Origin of the sequence: Micromonospora sp. NPDC050187, assembly GCF_044459745.1 — a bacterium.
Lineage (GTDB): Bacteria > Actinomycetota > Actinomycetes > Mycobacteriales > Micromonosporaceae > Micromonospora.
The window spans coordinates 297,963-320,691 of the sequence record NZ_JBITJH010000003.1; the positions used below are offsets into that span (position 1 = coordinate 297,963).

The 22,729-nt window shown below is 71.4% G+C and carries 26 protein-coding genes; 15 read left to right on the forward strand and 11 right to left on the reverse strand.

Annotated elements, in window-relative coordinates:
* The first annotated feature begins 186 nt into the window (after positions 1–186).
* From ACIBJE_RS07150 to ACIBJE_RS07190, 9 genes are all read left to right on the forward strand, one after another.
* Positions 187–516 carry a hypothetical protein gene (locus tag ACIBJE_RS07150; protein ID WP_396744200.1) on the forward strand — a complete coding sequence of 110 codons (330 nt, stop codon included), beginning with the start codon at positions 187–189 and terminating at the stop codon, positions 514–516.
* Between the two features lie 193 nt (positions 517–709).
* Complete coding sequence (locus ACIBJE_RS07155) at positions 710–832, forward strand: hypothetical protein (RefSeq protein WP_396744202.1); 123 nt, start codon at positions 710–712, stop codon at positions 830–832.
* A gap of 99 nt (positions 833–931) precedes the next feature.
* Positions 932–1,207, forward strand: coding sequence for a hypothetical protein (locus tag ACIBJE_RS07160; protein ID WP_396744557.1), 276 nt, complete (start codon positions 932–934; stop codon positions 1,205–1,207).
* A complete protein-coding gene (locus tag ACIBJE_RS07165; RefSeq protein WP_121400392.1) occupies positions 1,207–1,443 on the forward strand; it encodes a hypothetical protein in 237 nt (78 codons plus the stop codon). The genes ACIBJE_RS07160 and ACIBJE_RS07165 overlap by 1 nt, the downstream gene beginning before the upstream one ends.
* 381 nt (positions 1,444–1,824) lie before the next feature.
* On the forward strand, positions 1,825–2,913 hold the full coding sequence (locus ACIBJE_RS07170; RefSeq protein ID WP_396744560.1) for a cell division protein FtsK: 1,089 nt from the start codon (positions 1,825–1,827) through the stop codon (positions 2,911–2,913).
* A 5-nt stretch (positions 2,914–2,918) separates the two neighbouring features.
* The gene (locus tag ACIBJE_RS07175; RefSeq protein ID WP_396744563.1) at positions 2,919–3,860 is read left to right on the forward strand and encodes a hypothetical protein; all 942 of its coding nucleotides are present in this window, start codon (positions 2,919–2,921) and stop codon (positions 3,858–3,860) included.
* A gap of 152 nt (positions 3,861–4,012) precedes the next feature.
* The gene (locus tag ACIBJE_RS07180; protein WP_396744566.1) at positions 4,013–5,323 is read left to right on the forward strand and encodes a replication initiator; all 1,311 of its coding nucleotides are present in this window, start codon (positions 4,013–4,015) and stop codon (positions 5,321–5,323) included.
* Entirely contained in the window at positions 5,316–5,489 is a 174-nt protein-coding gene (locus tag ACIBJE_RS07185) for a helix-turn-helix domain-containing protein (protein ID WP_396744206.1), read from the forward strand. Before ACIBJE_RS07180 ends, ACIBJE_RS07185 begins: the two co-directional genes overlap by 8 nt.
* Entirely contained in the window at positions 5,490–6,692 is a 1,203-nt protein-coding gene (locus tag ACIBJE_RS07190; protein WP_396744209.1) for a tyrosine-type recombinase/integrase, read from the forward strand. It abuts the gene before it with no gap.
* Between the two features lie 446 nt (positions 6,693–7,138).
* Here the strand turns inward: ACIBJE_RS07190 and ACIBJE_RS07195 are convergent, their stop codons facing one another.
* Together ACIBJE_RS07195 and ACIBJE_RS07200 are read right to left on the reverse strand one after the other, a co-directional pair.
* Positions 7,139–7,345 carry a hypothetical protein gene (locus tag ACIBJE_RS07195; protein ID WP_396744212.1) on the reverse strand — a complete coding sequence of 69 codons (207 nt, stop codon included), beginning with the start codon at positions 7,343–7,345 and terminating at the stop codon, positions 7,139–7,141.
* Positions 7,346–7,758: 413 nt separating this feature from the next.
* Complete coding sequence (locus tag ACIBJE_RS07200) at positions 7,759–9,213, reverse strand: MFS transporter (RefSeq protein WP_396744215.1); 1,455 nt, start codon at positions 9,211–9,213, stop codon at positions 7,759–7,761.
* Positions 9,214–9,246: 33 nt separating this feature from the next.
* On the opposite strand from ACIBJE_RS07200, the gene ACIBJE_RS07205 reads away from it, so the two are divergent.
* Positions 9,247–9,813: a sugar O-acetyltransferase gene (locus ACIBJE_RS07205; RefSeq protein ID WP_396744218.1), complete on the forward strand. Its 567-nt coding sequence runs from the start codon at positions 9,247–9,249 to the stop codon at positions 9,811–9,813.
* A 154-nt stretch (positions 9,814–9,967) separates the two neighbouring features.
* Positions 9,968–10,537 carry a GNAT family N-acetyltransferase gene (locus tag ACIBJE_RS07210; RefSeq protein WP_396744221.1) on the forward strand — a complete coding sequence of 190 codons (570 nt, stop codon included), beginning with the start codon at positions 9,968–9,970 and terminating at the stop codon, positions 10,535–10,537.
* 159 nt (positions 10,538–10,696) lie between these two features.
* Here the strand turns inward: ACIBJE_RS07210 and ACIBJE_RS07215 are convergent, their stop codons facing one another.
* Positions 10,697–11,296, reverse strand: coding sequence for a dihydrofolate reductase family protein (locus ACIBJE_RS07215; protein ID WP_396744223.1), 600 nt, complete (start codon positions 11,294–11,296; stop codon positions 10,697–10,699).
* Positions 11,297–11,401: 105 nt separating this feature from the next.
* Between ACIBJE_RS07215 and ACIBJE_RS07220 the strand changes: the two genes are divergently transcribed.
* Positions 11,402–11,893 (forward strand): winged helix-turn-helix transcriptional regulator, encoded by a 492-nt coding sequence (locus ACIBJE_RS07220; protein ID WP_396744226.1) that lies wholly within the window; start codon positions 11,402–11,404, stop codon positions 11,891–11,893.
* A 153-nt stretch (positions 11,894–12,046) separates the two neighbouring features.
* Entirely contained in the window at positions 12,047–12,523 is a 477-nt protein-coding gene (locus ACIBJE_RS07225; protein WP_396744229.1) for a DUF6194 family protein, read from the forward strand.
* Between the two features lie 77 nt (positions 12,524–12,600).
* Here the strand turns inward: ACIBJE_RS07225 and ACIBJE_RS07230 are convergent, their stop codons facing one another.
* From ACIBJE_RS07230 to ACIBJE_RS07250, 5 genes are all read right to left on the reverse strand, one after another.
* Positions 12,601–13,095, reverse strand: a complete 495-nt coding sequence (locus ACIBJE_RS07230; RefSeq protein ID WP_396744232.1) for an OsmC family protein — start codon at positions 13,093–13,095, stop codon at positions 12,601–12,603.
* Positions 13,092–14,039 (reverse strand): TauD/TfdA family dioxygenase, encoded by a 948-nt coding sequence (locus ACIBJE_RS07235; protein WP_396744235.1) that lies wholly within the window; start codon positions 14,037–14,039, stop codon positions 13,092–13,094. The genes ACIBJE_RS07230 and ACIBJE_RS07235 overlap by 4 nt, the downstream gene beginning before the upstream one ends.
* A 212-nt stretch (positions 14,040–14,251) precedes the next feature.
* Positions 14,252–14,734 carry a roadblock/LC7 domain-containing protein gene (locus tag ACIBJE_RS07240; protein WP_396744242.1) on the reverse strand — a complete coding sequence of 161 codons (483 nt, stop codon included), beginning with the start codon at positions 14,732–14,734 and terminating at the stop codon, positions 14,252–14,254.
* Positions 14,731–15,102, reverse strand: a complete 372-nt coding sequence (locus ACIBJE_RS07245; RefSeq protein WP_396744245.1) for a hypothetical protein — start codon at positions 15,100–15,102, stop codon at positions 14,731–14,733. Before ACIBJE_RS07245 ends, ACIBJE_RS07240 begins: the two co-directional genes overlap by 4 nt.
* 312 nt (positions 15,103–15,414) lie before the next feature.
* Entirely contained in the window at positions 15,415–16,782 is a 1,368-nt protein-coding gene (locus ACIBJE_RS07250; protein WP_396744248.1) for a hypothetical protein, read from the reverse strand.
* Between the two features lie 144 nt (positions 16,783–16,926).
* On the opposite strand from ACIBJE_RS07250, the gene ACIBJE_RS07255 reads away from it, so the two are divergent.
* On the forward strand, positions 16,927–18,351 hold the full coding sequence (locus ACIBJE_RS07255) for an RNB domain-containing ribonuclease (RefSeq protein ID WP_396744251.1): 1,425 nt from the start codon (positions 16,927–16,929) through the stop codon (positions 18,349–18,351).
* Between the two features lie 158 nt (positions 18,352–18,509).
* Complete coding sequence (npdG, locus tag ACIBJE_RS07260; protein WP_396744254.1) at positions 18,510–19,208, forward strand: NADPH-dependent F420 reductase; 699 nt, start codon at positions 18,510–18,512, stop codon at positions 19,206–19,208.
* On the opposite strand, the gene ACIBJE_RS07265 is transcribed toward npdG, so the two are convergent.
* The 3 genes from ACIBJE_RS07265 to ACIBJE_RS07275 all read right to left on the reverse strand — a co-directional run bounded on the left by ACIBJE_RS07265 (position 19,195) and on the right by ACIBJE_RS07275 (position 22,644).
* Positions 19,195–19,725 carry a hypothetical protein gene (locus ACIBJE_RS07265; RefSeq protein ID WP_396744257.1) on the reverse strand — a complete coding sequence of 177 codons (531 nt, stop codon included), beginning with the start codon at positions 19,723–19,725 and terminating at the stop codon, positions 19,195–19,197. The two genes, npdG and ACIBJE_RS07265, sit on opposite strands and share 14 nt — an antisense overlap.
* A gap of 113 nt (positions 19,726–19,838) precedes the next feature.
* Positions 19,839–20,714: a 3-methyl-2-oxobutanoate hydroxymethyltransferase gene (gene panB, locus ACIBJE_RS07270; RefSeq protein ID WP_396744260.1), complete on the reverse strand. Its 876-nt coding sequence runs from the start codon at positions 20,712–20,714 to the stop codon at positions 19,839–19,841.
* 166 nt (positions 20,715–20,880) lie between these two features.
* Positions 20,881–22,644 (reverse strand): NAD+ synthase, encoded by a 1,764-nt coding sequence (locus tag ACIBJE_RS07275; protein ID WP_396744263.1) that lies wholly within the window; start codon positions 22,642–22,644, stop codon positions 20,881–20,883.
* Positions 22,645–22,729: the final 85 nt, after the last annotated feature.

Genomic DNA, 22,729 nt, shown 5'->3' on the forward strand with positions numbered 1-22,729 from the left:
CTGACTAGCCAAGTAGGGAAACTTCCTCGCCGAGGTCTTGACTTGGCTAGCCAGGTAGGGCTATCTTCGAGACCTTGCTTGACTAGCCAGGTGCAACAAGCTGGCGAACTTCGAGTCAGGCGGGACAACTCCGTTGGATGCGCGGTGTGCGCGACGAGACCGAGCAAGATCAAAGGAGACCCAGAGATGCGGATCATCCCGGTGAACCTGGCTGGCTTCAAGCTGCGCGTGGTGGAGGAGCCGTCTATCAAGGCGGATCAGGACGGCAAGGTGATCACGGCTTACGGCACGAGTGACCCGCTGTACACGGTGGCGGTGTTCGCGAAGCCTCTTGCGACCGAGGACGGCTACCGGGGCAAGGGCGAGGAGCTGCGGATCACGCTTTCGGCGGACCCGGGGCAGGTGGAGGAAGGCGACCTGGTGGAGCTGGTGGGGGCCACGGTGTCGCACTGGGAGCGGGACGGGCGGTCCGGCTTGACGTGGAAGGCGCAGGGCCTCAAGCCGGTCATGCGCTGAGGCGGGAAGCCTCGCCGCCCCGCCCCTGTCTGGTGGGTGACCCGTTCGAGTCGGGTCGGGGCACTTTCGTTCGGTGATGCGGTCCTTGCTGTTCTCATCTCCGGGCGTCGCGTTCATTGAGAATTCCACAGTGGATATAGCCTTGCCTGAAAAAGGTTGAATAACGCTATTCGAAAATCGAAAGGAGGTTGTCATGTCGGACTTCGAGTTGATCCTTGTCGGGTTGCTGATGCTGTCGGTTTCCATCAACGTCGGTTTGATTCGCCGGGAGACGCGTCGGTGGCGTCGGGTGTGGCGGTTGACCGGTCGGGAGTGATCGCCGACCGGTGGTTTCTATCCGCCCCTCGGGACACGTTTCCGGGGGTGGGTGGTGTCCACCGATCGTGTGGGTTCCCGAGCCGGAAAGGGGCAGGGGATGGATTTGGTGCCGGAGGTCGTGAAGTCGTGGACCGGCAGGGCGCGGTATGAGGCGCTGGTCGGCAACGTGCAGGGGCTGGCGCTGCTGCTGGATGGGGTGAACAGCCTGATCAAGGCGTGTGAGCCGCCGCCGGGGACGTTGTATCAGTTCTCGGCCCGGATCGAGGACCTGGAGGACGCGCACCGGCAGGCCGTGGAAACGCTGCGGGCGTTTCACCTGCGGGTGAAGACGTACGAGGCGGATCTGATTGCCAAGCCGTGGAAGGTGAGTTGATGTCGTACCGGATCAGTGACACCTACGACGGCGTCGATCAGGCTATGCGGCTGCTGCGGCGGTCGATGAAGGGAATGCCGGAGCGGTACCGCTACATGAAGCACTACGACGAACTGCGGCGGGCGGTGGCGGTGCTGCTGATCCTCCTCGAAGACGCGACGCCGTGGATGGAGGAGACGGAGAAGGCGAAGCGGGCAACGACGCTCGCGCGGAAGATGCTCGACACGGTCCGCTGACCGTAACTGTTCTGCGGGAAGGCCCGGGTTGGTGATCCGATCCGGGCCTCTCCATGTTTCCGAAAAAACTTGACGAAATTGCATACGGACTGGTGAGAGAAGGTGCGGGAGATGGGTAAGCGCGTTCAGGGTTGGGAATGGCGTGTGGCGGGTTGGGCGGCTCGGCACCCGGGGTTCGTGGCGACTCCGGCCGCTGCGGCTGCCTCGATGATCGAGTTCGGGCCGGCGGCGACCGGTGGTGTGGTCGCGGGTGCGGTGGCGGCGGGTGTGGGCTGGTACCGGGGTCACCCGGATTCGTGGTCCCGGTGGGCGGCCCCGAGGTTGCGGGCGGTGCGGCGTCGGTGGCTGTCGCGGGCCTACCTTGGCCCGTGGTGGAGCCGGGTGACGGAGGCGTGCAACCTGGTCACGGTCCACCGGACGACCGGGATGGTCAACGTGCCCCGGATCATCCGGGTCCGCTCGCACTCCCCGTCCACCGAGACCGTCTACGTGCGGCTGCTGCTCGGGCAGACCCCGACGATGTGGGAGGAAGCCGCCGACGCCCTGGCCGTGGCGTTGCGGGCTGAGCGGGTCGGCGTCGAGCGGGTCCGCCCCCAGGTCATCGCGCTCGTCGTCCAGCGCAGCGAGCCGTTTACCGAAGCGATCATCCCGCCGGAACTCCTGGCCGACTCCGAGGCGGTGGACCTGGCGCGGGTGTACCTGGGCGAGACCGAGCACGGCACCGACTGGTACGCGCCGCTGATCGGGCAACACTGGTTGGTCGGCGGGGCCACCGGCTCGGGGAAGAACTCGGTGACGTGGATGGCGTTGCGGGCGTGCGCTCCGCTGATCCGTGACGGCCTGGTGCGCGTGCACATGGTCAACCCCAAGGGCACCGAACTCAACGCCCTTGCGCCAGTGTCCTACCGGTACGCCGAAGCGGACGGCGACATCGTGGACGTCGTCCAGGGTTTCTGGGCCACGATGCAGGATCGCAAGAAGGTTCTTGCCGAGCAGGGCCGGCGCACCTTCACCATGTCGCGGGAGACGCCGCTTGACGTCCTGGTCGTCGACGAGCTGGGCGCGGTGACCGGCTACGGGGACCGGTCCCTGACCAAGGGCGTCCAGGCGGCGTTGCCGCTGATTCTGTCGCAGGCTCGGGCGCTGGGCGGCACCGTGATCGGCGCGCTCCAGGAACCCACCAAGGACGTGATCCCGCAGCGTGACCTGTTCTCCCTGCGGGTGTGCCTGCGCGCCACATCGGCCGGACACGTCGACATGGTCCTCGGTGAGGACATGCGTCGCCGGGGTGCCCTCGCGGACGAGATCCCGAACGACCCGAGCACGGCCGGCATCGGGTTCGTGGTCAAGCAGCGGTCCCGTACCCCGGTGCGGGTCCGGGCCGCCTACTGCGACGACACCGACATTGCCGACCTCGTGCGGGTCGCCGGCTGGCCGGTCTCGGAGCTGGCCACGGCGGGGAAGCGGTGACCACCATGCAGCGGGAGAGCAAACCGGCTCGGGTGCCTCGACCGGTCCGCAAGCTGAGCAAGCGCCTTGACGTGGCCCGGCAGCTTCACGACCTGGAGCAGGATGCCGCCCTCGACATCGTCGACATCGAACGGCTGCGGGTGTCCGTGACCCGGTCGCTGTGGATCTTCCTCGCGGTCGGGTCGGTGTTCACCACCACCGGCGTGCAGGACTTCCTCGCCGGGCACCTCACCCCGGCCGATCCGGTCTGGTGGGGCTGCTGGGGCGTCGAACCGTGCCTCGTCGGCATCCTCATCACCGTTCTCCGCTGGGAAGCCGCGATGATCGCCCGGAGCATCGACATCGACTCCAAGGCCGTCGACTGGCTGAAACGGTTCCTCCTCGGCTCCACCCTCGTCATGAACGTCGTACCGGCGCTGTGGCCCCGTGAGGGCGGGATCAGCGCGGGCATGCTGGCGGCGCACATCATGGTGCCGGTCCTGGTGTTCTTCCTGGCCGAGGTCATGCCGATTGTGCAGGCACGCTGCACCCAGGCACGTCGAGCGATCACCCTGACCAAGCCTGAGGCCGACGCGCCCGACACCGCCGGCCCGATCCCGGCCGACCCGGTCCCGTCCGCCCTGGTCGAGACCCCGGCTCCCGCTGCCTCGGTGGAAGCTCCCGCCGTCTCCGCGTCCGTGGTTCCGCCACCGGCCGCCCCGCAGGCTCCCGTCGAGCGCGTGGTCGTCCCGGTCACCCCGGCCGTCCCGCAGCAGACCCCGGCTCCGGCTGTCGAGCTGGATGGGCTGGGCATCCCGGCCGGCATGCAGGCCCAGATCCGGCAGCTCGTCGCGGACTCCGTCGACCCGGTCACCGCCGTCGACATCCAACGCGCCACCCGGCTACCGCTGCCCATCGCGGCGCGGGTGGTCGACCGGCTCACCCCGGTCTCTGCCAACGCGTACTGACCGCGCGTCTTCTCTCGTTCGCTCCGGCCCGCCGTGCTCCACATCTCGGGGCACGGCGGGTCCGTCTCCGGAGGGATTCCATGCCATCACCACCTCACGCACCTCGACCGGTGCACAACGGGTACGACGCTGAGGCCGCGCTGACCCGGTGGATGCGCTCGCCGGGCTACAAGGAATGGCGGGCCGGCGTCGAGAGCGTCAAGGGCTGCCTCCAGCCCGTCCGGCTCACCGGCAAGTGGGAAGTCCGGCACCTCGGCACCGGTGACCTGATCGCCTCCCGACACGGCCGCGTGTGGGCCTCCTGCGGCACCCGACGCGCCGCCGTCTGCCCCACCTGCGCCGACCGGTACGCCGCCGACGCCTGGCACCTCATCCACGCGGGCATGAACGGCGGTAAGGGCGTCCCCGACACCGTGGCCCGGTCCACGCGGCTGTTCGTCACCCTCACCGCCCCGTCCTTCGGCGCGGTGCACAACCGGCCCGGCAAGCAGCCCTGCTCGTGCGGGCGCTGGCACCCGGAAGGGCATCGACTGCTGGGCAGTCCGATCGATTCGGGCGCCTACGACTACGTCGGGGCGGTGTTGTGGCAGGCGCACAGCGGCCAACTCTGGCACCGGTTCACCATCGCTCTACGCCGGGCCGTCGCCGCCGCTGGTGGCCTCACCGTCCGCGCATCCGGGGCACACCTGCGGATCTCCTACGCCAAGGTCGCCGAGTACCAGGGCCGGGGCCTGGTCCACTTCCACGCGGTCATTCGCGCGGACGGCCCGTCCGGCCCGGACTCGGCACCCCCCGTGTGGCTCACCGCCGACGTCCTGGCCGACGCGGTCCGTTCTGCGGCTTCGACCGTCGAGCTGGACACCGCCCGACCCGACGGGACCGCCCTTCCCCTGCGGTGGGGAAAGCAGATCGACGTCAAGGACATCACCGCCACCGACATCGACGTTCTCAACGACGGCGACGATGACGACCAGGTCGTCAACGACACCAGGCTTGCCGGCTACATCGCCAAGTACGCCACCAAGGGCACCGGCGCGACCGAGACCGGAGACCGGCGCATCCGCTCACAAAGGCACATCGATCAACTGCGGGTGTCCGATCACCACCGGACCATGATCCAAACCGCGTGGGACCTCGGCGGCCTCGACCAGTACACCGACCTCAAGCTCCGCCACTGGGCGCACATGCTCGGCTTCCGAGGCCACTTCCTCACCAAGTCCCGCATCTACAGCACCACCTTCAAGAACCTGCGCGCCGAGCGTCGTGCTCACCAGCTACAGACCGCGCTCACCGAGGCCGGCCTGCCCGAGGACACCGACGTCCTGGTCGTCAATGACTGGCACATCCTCGGCATCGGCTACGACACCCCCGAACAACTCGAACTCGCCACCGCCATCGGTGACCGCATCCGCGCTGCACGGAAGAAGCAGACACCAGAAAGGGGAGGGGATTCCGATGGCTGAGGTCTGGTCGGTGGAGGACGTGGCTCGGTTCCTGCGGGTCCCAGTGGCGACCGTCTACCGCTGGCGGAAGGTCAACTACGGTCCGCCGGCTGCCCGAGTGGGGAAGTACCTGCGGTACGACGCGGCCGACGTGAGGGCCTGGTTCAAGGCACAGGCGGCGGCATAGATGGCGCACATCGAAGATCGCTGGTACAAGACCATCCGGCACCCCACCGGGCGGACCGAGCGAGTCAAGTCGGAGCTGTTCGGTACGGGCCACCGCTACCGGGTCCGGTACATCGCGCCGGACGGGCGGGAGCGCAGCAAGTCGTTCCCTGACCGTGCCAAGCGGGACGCTGAGGCGTTCCTCGTCTCGACGGAGACGGACAAGCTCCGGGGCTCCTACGTCGACCCGGTCGCCGGTCGGATGACCTTCATGGAGTACGCCGAAACCTGGCTCCGGACGCGCTCGTTCGACGAGTCGACCCGGGAGAGCACGGAGTTCCGGGTACGGAAGCACCTGTTGCCGTTCTTCGGGTCGAAGCAACTGGCGGCGATCAAGCCGGGCCAGATCCGGGAGTGGGACGCTGCGATGGTCGGCAAGCTGGCTCCGGCGACCCGGGCCGTTGTCTTCGCGCACCTGCGGACGATCCTCGGGGCGGCGGTCGACGACGAACGGATCGCGAAGAATCCGTGTTCGGCAAAGTCGGTTAAGCCGCCGCGACCGGTTCAGCGTCGGGTGGTGCCGTGGCGGTACGAACAGGTTTCGGCAATCCGCGGTGGCCTCGCCCAGCGGTACCGCCCGATGGTCGACCTGGGCGCGGGGTGCGGGCTGCGGCAGGGGGAGATCCTGGGGCTCGGCGTCGACGACATTGACTTCGAGGCGGGCTGGGTGCACGTCTCGCGTCAGGTCAAGCTCGTCCGCTCCCGGCTGGTCTTCGGGTTGACCAAGAACGACCGGGACCGTCGGGTTCCGTTGCCCGACTCCGTGGCCCTGGTGCTGCGGCAGCACGTCGACAACTTCGCCCCGGTGAAGCTCACCCTGCCGTGGGAGAACCCGGCCAGCGACGAACGGGTCACGGTGCCGCTGCTGTTCACCACCACCCGGCGGGGTGCGATCAACCGGCGCACCTTCGACAGCAAGAGTTGGCGACCGGCTGTCGTGGCGGCCGGCATCACGCCGACCCGGGCCACCGGGATGCACGCGCTTCGCCACTTCTACGCCTCGTCGCTGCTCGACGCGGGGGAGAGCATCAAGGCCCTCGCGTCGTACCTCGGCCACGCCGACCCCGGCTTCACGCTTCGGGTCTACACGCACCTGATGCCGGCCAGCGAGGAACGCACCCGGAACGCGATCGACGACCTCTTCGCGTCGGGGGAGAAGCCCTGACGGCCTGGCGACGGCCTACAGCGGTTGTCGCGAGGCTCCGCCCCAGGTCAGCAGGGGTCCTACCGTCATAATCCGGCGTGCAGGTCGACTCGTCCGTCGCCCACCAGCACTGCTGGTGGGATGGCCAGCCTTGGCGGCAGCGGTGGCCGCCCTCGGGGGAATGGCGGCCATCCGCAGGGCCAACGCCTGACGGTGGCCCACCTGACGATCGCCGGTCCGCGTGCGGGCCGGCGATCGTCGTATGCGGTGCGATGCAGGTGTTCGGTGTCGCTGATCGTCGTCGTACCGCAGACCCGCGACCGTCGATAGCTCGGTCGGCGGCCCGCTACTCTGGCCGGTCGACGAGCCTTGGCCGGTGTGCACGGACGGCCACACCCACCGAGCTCAGGACACCGGCGACCGTCCGCCGTAGCTGCGGGATCTACGCGGCGGCACAGGCCCGGGCATCAGGCCCTGAAGCGGGTGGGATCAGGACCGCAGTACGGTTTTGGCCCCTTGTTGTCAGGCAGGCACTGTCCATCGACGATGGGTCTGTCCCGTAGCGGCTCACCGAGATCGACCTCGAAGGAAACCTCATCGTTGCCGTTGCACGGTGCCGCACCGGGCTGCTTCGCAGCGACGGTGAACGTCACGACGATCTGGCTCTCGGACATGTGAATCGTCGGAGCCAGGACCTGACCCGTGACTCCTCCGTTGCAGCCTAGTCGCGAGACGAGGGCGGTGAACTTCGTGGATGCTTTGTGGAGGTCCTGGCCTGGCTTGAGGTGCCAGGTCGCAGCGTCGCCGGGCGCGCTGGTCGTCCCCGATGTACTCGTCGTGGCCGTAGGGGCAGTATTCGGCTGCGCTGTGGATGGCCCGGTGGCGACCTGACAGCCGGCCGTCAGTGCCGCTAGGGAAGTGCACGCCAGTACCGACACAAGTCCGCTTCGCGTCAACACATGCGTGAGACGTGCTGGTGCCTCCGTCGGTTCCGCTCCCATCTCGAACCGCACGGATCTCGGCACAGCGCGAGCGCCGGCTATTCCTGGCACGTCAGGCGCCGGCTGGCGAGCAGGTCTGGCTGTGGTCAGTTGGTGCGGACACCGCCCGGCCGCTCAGCGTCCACGGTGAGGCTGTCGCGGCTCGTGGTGTCCCTACTGTGCGCGGGGACGGTCTCCGCGTCGTCGCCTGTGGTGGCGCCGTCCCCGTTCGCGTCTTGACCTGACTGATCGCGGAATGGCCGACTCAGCAGCGGAAGGACACTCAGGGCCCCCAGTCCGGCGCCGATCGCGAGTGCGGTGCGTACACCCAGGATCTCAGCCAGGAGGCCGATCGCCCCGATGGCTATCGGGTGGACCATTCGCGTGGTGGCCGCCCAGCTGCCGACGACCGAGCTGAGCCGGTCCGCTGGGGTGACCGTCATCCGTGTGGACGCGAAGGTCGGGTTGAACAGTCCTGTGGTGACGAGCAGGCCGAACTGCAACGTCAGGATCGCCGCAAGCGCTGCGGGCCCCGCCGGTATGGCGGCGAGGGGAAGCAGCCAGACGACGCGGACCAGTCCGGTGCTGAGCAGGACTCGGTCCCTTCCCCATCGCCGGATCAACCGGTACGACAGCGAGCCCGCGAGCATCCCGCCGAGGCACGGGGCACCGAGGATCAACCCGTACTCCCACGCGGACAGGCCCAGGTCGCGCACGATGAAGAGCGCCAGGATCGGGTTCGTGGCCATGAGGGCGGACCCGAAGAGCACGGCATTGAGGTAGAGGGCACGAAGGGGCGGCACCCGCCAGATGGTTCGGAGGCCGGCGCCGACCCGAAGGCCGGTCGACGCTCGTTCGGCAGCGGGACCTGGTTCGGAGATCCCGGCCAGCAGGATGGCAGACACCAGGAACGACGCGCTGTTGCACGCGAGGGTCAGGGACGGGCCGGTGGCCGAGGTCACCACGCCCCCGGCAGGTGGACCGATCAGCTGGGCTGCCCAGAACACCGACTCCTGCCGCCCGAGCGCCCAATCCAGACGATCGCGGCCGATGTGTTTCAGCATCGAGGTACTTGCGGCGGTAAAGAGGATCGCCACCGACATCTCCGTAGCGGCCACCACCGTCAGGTGCAACACGGTCACCGTTCCGGCCCAGGTCGCGAGGCAGAGGCTGAGCAGGGCGGCGCCCGCCAGCAGATCCAATGAGATCATTACCGGCCGTTTGTGCCAGGTGTCGATCCTTGGAGCGACCACCAGGGCGGTGGCACCCGCCGCAAGCGTCGCCAAGCCGCTCAACAACCCCAGTTCACCGCCGCTGACACCGACCTCCGTGATGGCGATCCACAGGATGACGCCGCTGCCGAGCAGCGTGCCGACGGTGCTGACCGTGTAGGCGAGAAGCAGCCGCCGCAGGCATGGCTCCGAGGCGGACATGGTGATCGAATGGTGCGGAGGGCCGTCTACCTCGGCCTGGGACTCCGCGCCCGCCGTCGAGCCGGTCGACCCGTCGGCCTGGTCGCCTCGCTCCTGGTGGTGTTCGCGCTCCTGCCGGTGGGTCGTCACCGCGCCCCTGAACCGCCGTGCCAGCATCGCCCTGTGCGCAACGAGAAACGCCTACGAACACGGACGCCCGAGTCACGAGCCTTCGCGGAGCGCGTACAGCTCGTCATGAACCTGACCTCCCGCCTCAACGTGCTGCCCTTTGACGACCTCGACGCGCGCAGGACGGTACTCACCGAGATCTTCGGTGCACCGATCCCTGACTCTCTGTCCATCCTGCCCCCCTTCTATTGCGACTACGGGCTTGGAGCCTCGTTCGGAGAGCGCGTGTTCATCAACCAGGGGTGCTTCTTCCTCGACTACGGGGGAATCACCATCGGTGACCGCGCCATGATCGGTCCCCGGGTGACTCTGAGCACGGCCGGACACCCCGTCGAGCTCGACGAACGCTACGACTTCATCACGCACGCGCCCATCGTCATCGAGGATGACGTGTGGATCGGCGCTGCAGCCACGGTCACCCCTGGAGTGACGATCGGTCGAGGCTCGGTCGTCGGCGCGGGCGCCGTTGTCGCGAAGGACGTGCCGCCGCTGAGTGTGGTGACGGCAACAGGCGTTGTCGAGCGGAAGCGTCTGAGGCCGGTGTCTACTGCGATTTCCTGAAGTCTGCGGCTCACCCGCGCAGGTGGGCAGATCCGGGCGTCCAGGCTCCGCCTGACCAGCTCGCATCCCATGTGCTCTTTCCGGAGAAGTCAGTTCTCCGATCTGCCGGTCGCCTGAGGTTTCTGCCCGACGGGCGTTCGATATTTTGTTCGCCGTGACTGAATTCGGACCCGTTGCCTGGCCACCTGCCCCGATCAGGACCGACCGGCTCGTGCTCCGTGAGGCCGAGGCCCGGGACCGTGCGGCGTTCGTCGAGCTGTTCGCCTCGCCAGAGGTGGGTGCCTACATCGGTGGCGCTCGACCGCGTGACGAGCTCGAGCGCGAGGTTCCGGAGGTGCCCGGGCGTCGTCCCGGCCGTTTCGTGGTCGATCTCGACGGAGCGATGATCGGCATGGTCACGCTCAACCGGCGCGACGCGGAGCGTCCGGGTCACGTCCGTCCGGATGCCGGGGAGTTCGAGCTCGGCTACCTGTTCCTGCCGAAGGCCTGGGGATGCGGGTACGCCGCCGAGGCGTGCGCGGCGGCACTCGACTGGATCGCCGCCGCGCTTCCCGGCGAGCCGGTGGTGCTCTGCACCCAGACCGCCAACGGCCCCTCGATGCGCCTCGCGGCGAAGCTCAGGTTCACCGAGGTGGAGCGGTTCGAGGAGTACGGCGCTGAGCAGTGGCTCGGCGCGTGGCCCTCGGTCTGTCCTCCGTCGACTGATGGGCGACGGTCGTCCTGATGCGGCAGTCGTCCGCCAACTGATCTGCGGCACCTCAGCGGGCGGCTACTGGCTGCGCGATGTCAGCGGCCAGTACGGTACGACCCGGGCAGGGTGCCACCACGGTGGTGACCGGCATCAGGTCCACGTGCTGCGGATGGTCGACCCACCGCCCGGGGCTCAGCGGCGTACCCGGTAGGTGGCGTGCGTGACGAGGGCGGCGCCCCGGGCCTCGACCAGTTCGAGGTCCAGGGGTGGTACGCCGTCGAAGAGGCGCTCGCCGGCAGCGAGGGTGACCGGCGCGATGTGGGTGCGCAACTCGTCGATCAGCCCGGCGGCCAGGTACTGGTTGACGGTGGCCGCACCTCCGGCGATGGCGACGTCGCGGTCGCCCGCCGCCGCGCGGGCCTGGTCGAGGGCGGCGTGGATGCCCTCGGTCACGAAGATGAAGGTGGTGCCGCCCTGCATGGTCAGTGGCGTGCGGGCGTGGTGGGTGAGCACGTACACCGGCCGGCGGTAGGGCGGTTCCTCACCCCACCAGCCGGTCCAGCTGAGGTCCCACTCGCCGCGCACCGGGCCGAACATGTTGCGGCCCATGACGTACGCCCCGGCCTCGGTGATCCGGTCCACCTCGACCCGGTTCTCGTCGGGCGTGTCGAACATCCACGCGTGCAGGCGGTCGACCGGTCCGTCGCCGAACGGCTTCTCGGCCGTCTGGTGGGGGCCGGCGGCGTAGCCGTCGGCAGAGATCGAGATGTCGCAGACGACCCGTTGGGGCATGGGCGCTCTCCGTTCCGGTGACCGGTTGCGTTGTGCAACTGGTTCGACGCTAGCGCACCCGGTTGTAGACTGCAATCAGTCTGGGCGTGGCGAAGGGGTGTCGACGTGGCGGAGCACCGTTCGGGTTGTCCGATCAACCTCTCCGTGGAGGTCCTCGGCGACCGGTGGTCGCTGGTGGTCATCCGGGACATCATGTTCGGCAACCGCCGGCACTTCCGCGAGTTGCTGACCGGCTCGGAGGAGGGGATCGCGTCGAACATCCTCGCCGACCGGCTGCACCGGCTCGTCGCGCGCGGTCTGGTCTCCCGCTCGCCCGATCCCGCCCACCGGCAGAAGGTCGTCTACTCACTCACCGAGCCCGCCATCCAGCTCGTGCCGGTGATGGCGCACCTCGGCGCGTGGGGCCGCCGTCACCTGCCGGTCACCCGGGAGCTGGCGGTCCGGGCGGAGCTGCTGGAGCGGGGCGGCCCCGAGTTGTGGGAACGGTTCATGGACGAACTCCGGGAGCAGCACCTCGGTACGCCCCGGCCGCCCGGCACGGAGTCGGTGTTCGCGCGGTTGCGTGCGGCGTACGAGGCCGAGCTGGCCCGGGAGTGACCCCACCCGGCGGCGGCCCGCGTGCCTGTCCGCAGCGCGAGCAGGCGGCCCTTCCCCTCGCCCGACCTGGACGAGTCGGCCCGGACCTGGCCCTCCCGGTCGCGCCGGGATGTCCACCTACGACCGCTGACACCGTCCCGACATAATGTGCCGATGCGCGAAGAGGATGTCGTCGCCTTCGTCGGCGGGTTTGCCGGAGTCGAGCTGGTCACCGCCGGGCCGGACATCGGTGCTCCCGAGGTGGCGTGGGGGGATCACTTCTTCTACTACGACCCCGAACGGGTCCTGCCCGCCGACCGTCGGATGCCGTTCGCGACGATCGTGGTGAAGGACTACCCGGGCTTCGACACCGCCTCGGACCTCGACCGCGACGGTGTGTTCCGGGTGAACATGGCCGTCGGCCGGCAGGTCTTCGAGGAACTGTTCGGCTACCCGCCGGCCGCACAGGCCGAGCACCACGGCGACCACGACTACGCCGCCCTCGACCGTGTGGTGCCCCACCCGCTCTACGCGACGCAGGGGTGGGCCTCGGTGCTCAACCCGGGTGCGGCGACCGCCGGGCGGGTCCGGGACCTGCTCACCGGGGCGCACGCCCGCGCCGCCGCCCGGTACCGCCGCCCGGCCGGCTGAGCGGCGCGGCGACCGCCGTCCGGTCCGTCGCCGCGCCGGGCACGGAAAGCCGACCTGGCCGGGCGCCGGGAACCCGATCAGGCGGCCCCGTCAGGCTCCGGGGTGTCGTCGGCGGTGACGGTCGGCTCGTTTGTCACCGGGAAGTTGACCGAACTGGCGATGAAGCAGCCCGCGTGCGCGTCGTGGTGCAGGGCCGTCGCCTTCTCCACCATCTCCGCCTCAGCGACCCGGACGACGGGACGCAGCACCGCCGACGTGAAGTGACCGCCGTCGCCCTCCAGCGCCATGGTGCCGTGTGCCCGGTCGACGTACCCGGTGACCACCACGCCGTGACGGGCGCAGAGCGCCAGGTACGACAGCATGTGGCACTGGGCGAGCGCGGCGAGCAGCAGTTGCTCGGGGTTCCACCGGGCCGGGTCGCCCCGGAAGGTGGGGTCGGCGCTGCCGGCGATCGGTGCCGGCCCCTCGGCGGTCACGTCGTGGTCCCGGCCGTAGTCGCGGTATCCGCTGGTGCCGGTGCCCCGGTTGCCGGTCCAGGTGACCACGGTGTCGTACGAGTGCTGTCTCGTCATACCGCGATCCTGCCGCCCCGATCCGTGTCCAGCCAGATCCGGATCAGGTGACGCCGGAGCGCCGGATCCGGATCGTCCTCGTACGCGGTGCGGCTGTGCAGTACCAGCCGGTTGGCGAGCACCTGGAAGTCGCCGGGACGCAGGTCCATGGTGAGCGTGAACCGGGGATCGTTGGTGAGCCGGTCGAGGACCTCGAGTGCCTCGAGCTGGACCGGACGCAACGGAGGCACGTGCGCGCTCCGCTGGGCCGAGTGGATGTAGTCCGGTCCGTAGTTGCCGACCAGCCGGCCCGCCTCGTCACGCCCGTAGATCGGACGCTGGTGGAAGCTGTCCGGGCCGTCGCCGGTCCGGCGGTCGTGCCACCACGGCTGGTAGAGCACCTCGGCCAGGTCCGGCCGGGTACGCACGATCTCGTTGTGCACCGCCACGGAGCTGACGATGGTGCTGAGTCCGCCCGTGCGGGCGGGCCGGAGGCAGAGCAGCGCCACCACGTCGGTCGGGTCGGCGTGGAAGCCCAGCCGCTGGTTGTGCTGGTAGCTGCGGGTCGTCGGGCGGGCCGGGTCCGCGCCCTCGTCGCGTACGTGGATCACGGGCACCCGCCGGGGCCCCTGGGGCACGACGGCCCCGACGTGGCTGGCCACGCCGAGGGCGAGGATCTCCTGCCGGCGCCCGGTCAGCCCGGCCACCGGCAGCCCGGTGACCATGGCGAAGCCGCGTCCGTCGGTCACCTCTCCGGCGATCCGTGCCAGCGCCGGGCCGAGGGTCGGCAGCGGGAAGCAACCGGCGTGGACCTCCCCGGGCGGTACGCCGGCCGCCGCCACGGTGTCGACGGCCGCGAGGAGTTCGGCGCGGTGGACGTCGGTCAGTCGCCGCCGCCAGCCGTCGTCGAGGGCCATCCGGTCGCCGCGCCAGTCCGCCGGATGGAACACCTCGGTCACCGTCATCGCGTCCGCCTCCCCGTCACCGGTCCGGCCGAGCCGGCCGGGCGTCGCTTCCAGGATGGGGCCGCGCCGACCGGTTGGCCGGTCCGGTCTGCCGAGGGCGTAAGGGCGGCCGGACCGCCCACCGGCGGCACGGGGCGGACCGGTGCGTGTGCCGTGACGCCGGACGAGGTGCGAGACCGGGGCCGGGGCAGGTGGTGACGTCGTGGCCCGGGTCAGCCGGGGCCGGCGAGCAGGTTGGCGAGGCGCTCGGCCACGCCGGGGGCGTGCAGGTGCAGCCGGGCCACGTTGACCGCGTCCTCGCCGACCACGGCGAGCAGTGCCCGGTTGTCGACCGCGTAGACGCTCAGGTAGCCGGTGGCGTTGCGGACGGTCGACTGCCGGAACGGTCCCTGCCGGAGGCTGAGACCGACCTGCCGGCCCAGGCCGAAGGTGCTGGCGGCGAGCGCGGCCAGGTCGTCCGGGCTCGACCCGTCGGGCATGGTGTGGGTGATCAGCAGCCCGTCGACCCCGCCCAGGACGCAACCGGTCACGCCCGGGATCTGGAGCCGCAGCTCGGCCAGTTCGGTGTTGATCGCCGCGTACGGCAGGGACCGGCTACCGGCCAGCGACGGGACATGACGTTCCGGCGGTGGCGGGGGGCCGGCCGGCCGGACCCGTCGGGGGAGGGCTGTCTCGCCCGGGACGAGGGCGCTCACAACTCCAGGCTCTCCTCGATGCTGCGCAACTGGTGCCGGGCGAGGGCCAGGTTGGCGCGGCTCTTGCTCAGCATCAGGTAGAGGAACAGACCCTTGCCGTGGCGGCCGGTCAACGGCCGGATCACGTGGTACTGCGTGCCGAGCGTGATGAGGACGTCCTCGATCTCGTCGTCGAGCTTGAGCATCTCGATGGTGCGCATCTTGGCGCGGACCACGTCGGTGTTGCCGGCGGCGGCGACCGTCAGGTCCAGCTCGGCGGTGCCCCCCGCGACGCCGAGCGTCATGCCGCTGGTGTAGTCCACCAGGGCGACACCGATGGCGCCCTCGATCTGCATCGCGTTCTTCAGGGCGACGTCAAGGTTCGCCACGAACTTCCCCCAGTCAGCGAGATGGCGCTGCTGCCGACAGGTACGGTGCCAGGTACGGATGCCCCGGGTCGGCGCAACGCCTTGTGTGGAACGTTGCAACGAGGCTCGCACATCGCCCAGGTCAGCGCACCTCGACAACGGTCCAACCATTCCCTTCGACCAGCCGTCGGGAGCGCACCACTGACCGGCGAGAACGTGCCGTCCGGTGGATGGCTCCGGTGCGCGCCGTCTGTTAGGGGTCCGAGGGGTGACCCGTCCGGGGCATCGTCCCGGCGTTCTTCGCCGTTTCGCCTCCGTGCGGCGGGAGCACGTCTACTGTGGATGACATCGGCGGCTAGGCATGATCCGGTGGCGGCCGGTGGCGCCCGGGTGCACAGTGATGTCATGAGTGACAGCGGACACGGAAGCTACTACTGGTGCCTGCGGCACCATCGGGTCGAGACCGGGGCCGACAAGTGCCCGGCCAAGTTCGTGCTCGGTCCGTATCCTTCGGCCGCCGAAGCCGAGAGCGCCCTGGAGAGGGTGCAGGAACGGAACGAGGCGTGGGAGGCCGAGGACGCCCGCTGGGCCGGGGAGGGCCGATGAACGACGCGGGACACCCCGCGTCGAGGAACTCCGGGCTCCGGACGGAGCCTCCCGAGTGCATGTCCCCGAGGAGGGAGACGAGATGGCCGACGCACGCAAGGCCACCACCCGCCCGGCCACCGCCCGTACCACCGCGAAGAAGACCGCCGCGGCGGAGCGGAACACCGGTGCCAGCAGCACGACCCCGGTCCGGAAGTCCACCACGGCGGCCCGCTCCGGCACGGCGGGTGGGGTGACGGCCACCCGTGCCACCACCGCCCGACGGACCGGCCCGGTCGCCCGCCAGGCGCCCGCCGGTACCGTCGCCAACGCGACCCGCACGAGCGTCACCGGTCTGGGCCCGCCCCGGAAGACCACGGCGGCGAAGCGGACCGCCACCAGCCCGGCGAAGAAGACGAGCGCGGCGAAGAAGGCCGGTCCGGCGAAGATGACCAGTGCGGCGACGAAGGCCGGCCCGGCGAAGAAGACCGCTGCGGCGACGAAGCGGACCGCCACCGGCGCGGCGACGAAGAGCACGACGGCGGCGAAGCGGACCGTCTCGGCCGTGACCGGCCGCGCCGCCGAGACCGGCCGGAAGGTGGCCCCCGCGAAGCGGACCGCCTCGACCACGGCGGGGAAGGCGACCGGCGCGGCGAGGACGACCGCAGGTGCGGCGGCCCGCCGCACCGCCGGCACGGCGGCCGCCGCCACCGGGGCGGCCGGGCGGACCGCGTCGAGGTCCACCTCCACCGCCCGGGAGAGCACGGCGACGAAGGCTCCGGCCGCCGTCCGGAACACGACGGCCGCCCGTGCCGCCGCCGCGAAGACGACGGCCGCGGCACGGAAGGCCAGCACGGCGGCGGGGAAGGCGACGACGGCGGCCCGTCCGGCGGTCCGGAAGGCGACCACGGCCACCCAGGCGCCGGTCCGCACGGCCTCCCGGCGGCCGGCGTCCACCGCGTCGACGGCGAAAGAGGCTCCGACCCGCACCGCCGCCGCCTCGGCCGCCGCCCGGCGGGAGGCCCGGACCAGCACGTCGACCGCCACCACGAAGCGGACCACCTCGGCCCGCAAGACCGCCGGCCGGAAGGTGGCCGCCGGCCGGTCGACGGTCAAGCCCGCGACCCGCGCCGCCCCGGCCCGCGCACGCAGGGCCACCGGTCCGGCCGACTGACCGCGTACGCACACCGGGCCCGGGAACCGGCGGGGGCAGCGCCGCCTCCCGAGCGGAACCGCCGGTGCGCTGCCAGGATGGGTGCCGTGGTCATCCGACGCGTACTGGCACCCCGTATCGACTTCGGCGCGCTCCGGCGGGAACTGGGGTTGCCCGACCGCTTCCCACTCGAGGCGCAGCGGGAGGCGGACGAGGCGGCGACGCGTCCCCTGCCGACGTTCACCGACCGGACCGACGTCCCGCTGGTCACCCTCGACCCGGCCACCTCCCGGGACCTGGACCAGGCGATGTGCCTGACCCGGCGACCGGGCGGCGGCTACCGGGTGCGCTACGCCATCGCCGACGTCGCCACCCACGTCCGCCCCGACGGGGCGCTGGAGGCGGAGACCTGGCGGCGCGGGCAGACCGTCTACCTGCCCGACGGCAACGTGCCGCTGCACCCGGAGACGCTCAGTGAGGGCGCGGCGAGCCTGCTGCCCGACGTCGACCGGGCAGCCGTGCTCTGGACCATCGACCTGGACGCCGACGCGGCCACCGTCGGCGTACACCTGGAACGGGCCCGGGTCCGCAGCCGCGCGAAACTCGACTACCGGGGCGTGCAGGCCGACGCCGACGCCGGCCGGCTGGCCGAGCCGATCGCCCTCCTGCCCGAACTGGGCGCCCTGCTGACCGCACGCGGCCTGCGGCGCGGGGCGGTCAACCTGCCCCTGCCCGAGCAGGACGTCGAACCCGACGGCGACGGCTGGCGGCTGGTGCTGCGCGGACCGGTGCCGATGGAGGACCACAACGCGCAGATCTCGCTGCTGACCGGGATGGCCGCCGCCGATCTCATGCTCGCCGGCCGGATCGGACTGCTACGGACGATGCCCGCCGCGAAGCCGGAGGCGGTGGCCCGACTGCGGGCCGCCGCCGCGCCGCTCGGCGTGGACTGGCCGGAGGGGACGCCGGTCGGCGACGTGATCGCCCGGCTCGACCCGGCCCGGCCCCGGGCGGCGGCCTTCGTCGACCAGGCCGCCGAGCTGATGCGCGGGGCCGCGTACACGGCCTTCGACGGCGAGGTGCCGGCCGAGCCGGGGCACGGCGGGGTGGCCGCCGCGTACGCGCACGTCACCGCGCCGCTGCGCCGGCTCGCCGACCGGTACGCCACCGAGGTCTGCCTCGCCCTGTACGAGGACCGGCCGGTGCCGGAGTGGGCGCGGGCGGCGCTGCCGAGACTGCCCGAGACGATGGCGACCACCGACCGGACCGCCGGGGCGGCCAGCCGGGGCGCCATCGAGTTGGCCGAGGCGGTGCTGCTCGCCGACCGGCTGGGAGAGACGTTCGAAGCGGCGGTGCTGGACGTGGACGCCCCCGCCACCCGTCCGGGCCGGCAGCCCGGCGGGACGGTGGCGCTGGACTCGCCGCCGGTGCGGGCCCGGTGCACCGGTGAGCTGCCGCTGGGGGAGCGGGTCACCGTCCGCCTGGTCACCGCCGATCCGGTCACCCGCCGGGTGGCCTTCGCCCGCGCCTGACGGCCGCCCACCCGACGGCCCGGAACAGGCCGTCGCCGGTCGCCGCCGGCCCGAGGAGCGCCGGACCGGTCGTGGTCGTCCCCGCCCGGGCGGGCTGCGGGCTTTCTCACCACCGACGGCTCTGCCGGTTGCGAGGGGCCGTTTGCGAGGATGAGCCCATGGCATACGACGCGAGCGCACTGCCCGACGTGTCCGGGCTGACCGTGGGCATCATCGGCGGCACCGGCGACCAGGGGCGGGGGCTCGCCTACCGGTTCGCCCGCGCCGGGCAGGCCGTGCTGATCGGCTCCCGGTCCGCCGAACGTGCCGAGGAGGCCGCGCAGGAGATCGCGTCGTTGCCCGGGGTGGCCGCCGACGCCACCGTCACCGGGGCCGGCAACGAGGAGGTGGCCCGGCGCAGCGACGTGGTGATCGTGGCGGTGCCGTGGGACGGGCACGCCGCCACCGTCGCCGCCCTGGCCGGACCGCTCGCCGGCAAGATCGTCGTCGACTGCGTGAACCCGCTCGGCTTCGACAAGCAGGGCCCGTACGCGCTGACCGTCGAGGAGGGCAGCGCCGTCCAGCAGGCCGCCGCGCTGCTGCCCGAGTCCCGGGTGTGCGCCGCGTTCAACCACGTCAGCGCGCCCCTGCTGGCCGACCCGGAGGTCGACCGGATCCAGCTCGACGTGCTCGTCTGCACCGAGGACCGGGACGCCGCAGCGATGGTCGCCGCGCTGGCCGCCCGGATCCCCGGTATGCGGGGCATCTACGCCGGCCGGCTGCGCAACGCCCACCAGATCGAGGCGTTCACCGCCAACCTGATCGCCATCAACAAGCGGTACAAGGCGCACGCCGGCATCCGGGTCACCGACCTGTGAGTCGGTGACGCCGGTACCCGGGCGGCAGCGGGCCGACGGAGACACCGTTCTCGTCGAGCGCGTTGAAGACGGCCAGCACCGTGTCGCCGAAGTCGACGCCGAGCGCCACGGTCCCGTTGGCGAGGTCGCCCGGGTCGCCGTGCCAACACGGCAGCTCGACGCCGACCACCGGGCGGCCGAGCAGGCCGACCAGTTCGGGCATCGGCTCCGGACGCCAGGCGATCGGGACGTCGTCCAGGCCGGGCCACCGGACGGCGCGCGCCGGGTCGACGGTGTTCCAGGAGATCGCCACCTCGTCGAACTTCCAGTGGTTGACCTCGACCTGCTCACCGGCGAAGTCCAGCAGGACCGGGCAGTCGGCCCACCAGGAGTCGTCGGTCAGGTCCCAGGCCAGCCATACCCGGGTCAGCGTACGGCCGGTCAGCCCGGCCAGCCGTGCTCCGTGCGCGGCGGCGACGGCCGTACGCCCGGTCAGCCACCGCGCCCGGTAGCCCGGTATCCCGAAGTCGTCGTCCACCCGCCGATTGTGGCCGTCGGCCCCCGCCACCGCGACGGTCCCGGTGTCGGCGTCGTCGGCCGACCGTCACCTGCGGGTGTCGGGCCGGGGAGGCACCCGGCCCGACCCGCACCTCAGAACGTGTGCTCGGGGGCCGGGAACTCCCCGGCGCGGACCTCGTCGGCGAACCGGCGGGTCGCCTCGGTCAGCACCCCGGCCACGTCGGCGTAGCGCTTGACGAACCGGGGGGCCCTCCCGGTGCGCAGGCCGGCCATGTCCTGCCAGACCAGCACCTGCGCGTCGGTCTCCGGACCGGCGCCGATGCCGACGGTCGGGATGGTCAGCGCACCGGTCACCCGTTTGGCGACCTCACCGGGCACCATCTCCAGCACCACCGCGAAGGCGCCCGCCTCGGCCACCGCCCGCGCGTCGGCCAGCACCTCGTCGGCGGCCTCACCGCGTCCCTGCACCCGGTACCCGCCGATGGTGTGCTCCCGCTGCGGGGTGAAGCCGACGTGCGCCATCACCGGGATGCCCGCCCCGGTGATCGCCTCGACCTGGGGGGCGCAGCGTCGGCCGCCCTCCAGCTTCACCGCGTGGCAGCCGCCCTCCTTCATGAACCGCACCGCCGTGCGCAGCGCCTGCGTCGGCCCCTCCTCGTACGAGCCGAAGGGCAGGTCGGCCACGACCAGGGCGTGTCGGGTGGCCCGGACCACCGCCCGGACCAGGGACAGCATCTCGTCGACGGTGACCGGCAGGGTGGTCTCGTGGCCGAAGACGTTGTTCGCCGCCGAGTCGCCGACCAGCAGCACCGGGATGCCCGCCTGGTCGAAGATCGCGGCGGTGTACTGGTCGTACGCGGTCAGCATCGGCCACCGCTCGCCGCGCTCCTTGGCGGCGAGCAGGTCCCGGGTGCGCACCCGCCGGGTCGCCGGCCCGCCGTAGAGCGCCGTCACCTCGTGGGGACCGGGGTCGCCGCTGGGCACGGCACCACTCGTTGCATCGGACATGTCCGCTCCTCTCGCCTCGAGGCCGCCCTCGCGGTCCCCGGGCCACCCGCATCGTCGCACCGTCCGAGGGCGGCCCGGCAGAGCGCAGTGGAGGAATTCACAGCCCGTGCAGCGGCCCCGCGACCCGCCGGAGCGGGCCGCCCGCTCCGGCACCGACGCCGGCGGCTCAGCCGTGCTCGCGCCACCGGTTCGTGATCGGCAGCCGCCGATCCCGGCCGAACGCCTTCATGGAGATCTTCGTGCCCGGCGCGGACTGCCGGCGCTTGTACTCGGCGGTATCCACCATCCGCAGCACCCGGTCGATCATCGCCGGGTCGTGGCCCGCCTCGATGAGCCCGTCCCGGCCCAGGTCGCCGTCGACGTAACCGATCAGGATCGGATCGAGCACCGTGTAGTCGGGCAGGGTGTCGCTGTCGAGCTGGCCGGGGCTCAGTTCGGCGCTCGGCGGCTTGCCGATCGAGTTCTCCGGGATCGGTGGCGTCTCGCCCCGGCTGGCCGCGTCGGCGTTGCGCCACTTCGCCAGCCGCCAGATCAGCGTCTTCCAGACGTCCTTGACCGGGTTGTAACCGCCGACGGAGTCGCCGTAGAGGGTGGAGTAGCCGACCGCCAGCTCGCTCTTGTTGCCGGTGGTCAGGACCAGGTGCCCCTCCTGGTTCGACAGGGCCATGAGGATCACCCCACGGACCCGGGCCTGGAGGTTCTCCACGCTCACTCCGGACAGCGACAGGTTCGCCAGGAAGGTGTCCACCATCGGCTGGATCGGCTCGACGCGGTAGTCCAGCCCGGTCCGCTTGGCCAGCTCCGCCGCGTCCTCCCGGGAGTGCTCGGAGGAGTGCTGGCTGGGCAGGGAGACCCCGACCACCCGCTGCGGGCCGAGCGCGTCGACCGCGAGGGCCGCCACCACCGCCGAGTCGATGCCGCCGGAGAGGCCGAGCACCACCGAGGGGAACCGGTTCTTGTCGACGTAGTCGCGCAGCCCCAGCACCAGGGCCTGCCACACCTCGGCCTCGTCGGCGACCGGCTCGATGATCCCACCGGCGGCCGGCGGTCCGGCGGGTGCGGCACCGGCGTCACTGATCCGGGTGCGGCTGATCCGCATCCCGTCGGCCAGTTCCCCGGACTCCGGTGCGCTGGACTCCGGGGCGGCCGGCAGGTCGAGGTCGTGCACCATCAGGTGCTCGACGAACTGCGGGGCGCGGGCGAGCAGCGTGCCGTCGGTGGCCACCACCATCGAGTCGCCCTCGAAGACCAGCTCGTCCTGGCCGCCGACCATGTTCACGTACGCGATGGCCGCCCCGGCCTCGGCGGCCCGGCGGCCGACCAGCGGCAGCCGGATGTCGTCCTTGTTCAGCTCGTACGGTGAGCCGTTGATGGTGACCACCAGCCCCACCCCGGCCTGTCGGGCCACCGCGAACGGCCCGCCGGCCTGCCAGAGGTCCTCGCAGATGGTCAGCGCCACGTCCACGCCGTCGACCCGCACCACGGTCAGCGTGTCCCCACCGACGAAGTAGCGGTCCTCGTCGAAGACGCCGTAGTTGGGCAGGTGGTGCTTGAAGTAGGTGGCCACCACCGTCCCCGCGTGCAGCACCGCGGCGGCGTTGCGTGCCCCCCGGCCCGGTTCGGCGTCCGCGCTGACCTGCGGCGGACCGTCGGCGTCCAGGTAGCCGACCACGACCGGCAGGTCGCCGAGGCCGTCGGCGGCCAGGTCGGCGGCGAGCCGGTGCAGCGCGGCCCGGGACGCGGCCACGAACGAGCGACGGAAGACCAGGTCCTCGACCGGGTAGCCGGTCAGCACCATCTCCGGGAAGGCGACGAGCCGGGCACCGGCGTCCGCCGCCCGGCGGGTCCACCGGCGGACCAGCTCGGCGTTGCCGGCCAGATCGCCGACCGTCGGGTTGACCTGGGCGAGAGCGAGGCGCAGGGTGGGCATGTCCTCATCTTGCCCCAGCCCGTCCGGCCCGGCTCGGCGGGCAGCCCACCGTCCGGTGCGACCGGGGAGGTGGGTGAGTCGGCCG

Excerpts from the sequence above, each read along its gene's own strand:
- ACIBJE_RS07150 (WP_396744200.1), top strand. The coding sequence starts at position 187 with ATGCGGATCATCCCGGTGAACCTGGCTGGCTTCAAGCTGCGCGTGGTG.
- ACIBJE_RS07155 (WP_396744202.1), top strand. The coding sequence starts at position 710 with ATGTCGGACTTCGAGTTGATCCTTGTCGGGTTGCTGATGCTGTCGGTT.
- ACIBJE_RS07160 (WP_396744557.1), top strand. The coding sequence starts at position 932 with ATGGATTTGGTGCCGGAGGTCGTGAAGTCGTGGACCGGCAGGGCGCGG.
- ACIBJE_RS07165 (WP_121400392.1), top strand. The coding sequence starts at position 1,207 with ATGTCGTACCGGATCAGTGACACCTACGACGGCGTCGATCAGGCTATG.
- ACIBJE_RS07175 (WP_396744563.1), top strand. The coding sequence starts at position 2,919 with ATGCAGCGGGAGAGCAAACCGGCTCGGGTGCCTCGACCGGTCCGCAAG.
- ACIBJE_RS07180 (WP_396744566.1), top strand. The coding sequence starts at position 4,013 with ATGCGCTCGCCGGGCTACAAGGAATGGCGGGCCGGCGTCGAGAGCGTC.
- ACIBJE_RS07185 (WP_396744206.1), top strand. The coding sequence starts at position 5,316 with ATGGCTGAGGTCTGGTCGGTGGAGGACGTGGCTCGGTTCCTGCGGGTC.
- ACIBJE_RS07190 (WP_396744209.1), top strand. The coding sequence starts at position 5,490 with ATGGCGCACATCGAAGATCGCTGGTACAAGACCATCCGGCACCCCACC.
- ACIBJE_RS07195 (WP_396744212.1), bottom strand. The coding sequence starts at position 7,345 with ATGTCCGAGAGCCAGATCGTCGTGACGTTCACCGTCGCTGCGAAGCAG.
- ACIBJE_RS07215 (WP_396744223.1), bottom strand. The coding sequence starts at position 11,296 with ATGCCCCAACGGGTCGTCTGCGACATCTCGATCTCTGCCGACGGCTAC.
- ACIBJE_RS07225 (WP_396744229.1), top strand. The coding sequence starts at position 12,047 with ATGCGCGAAGAGGATGTCGTCGCCTTCGTCGGCGGGTTTGCCGGAGTC.
- ACIBJE_RS07230 (WP_396744232.1), bottom strand. The coding sequence starts at position 13,095 with ATGACGAGACAGCACTCGTACGACACCGTGGTCACCTGGACCGGCAAC.
- ACIBJE_RS07235 (WP_396744235.1), bottom strand. The coding sequence starts at position 14,039 with ATGACGGTGACCGAGGTGTTCCATCCGGCGGACTGGCGCGGCGACCGG.
- npdG (WP_396744254.1), top strand. The coding sequence starts at position 18,510 with ATGGCATACGACGCGAGCGCACTGCCCGACGTGTCCGGGCTGACCGTG.
- panB (WP_396744260.1), bottom strand. The coding sequence starts at position 20,714 with ATGTCCGATGCAACGAGTGGTGCCGTGCCCAGCGGCGACCCCGGTCCC.
- ACIBJE_RS07275 (WP_396744263.1), bottom strand. The coding sequence starts at position 22,644 with ATGCCCACCCTGCGCCTCGCTCTCGCCCAGGTCAACCCGACGGTCGGC.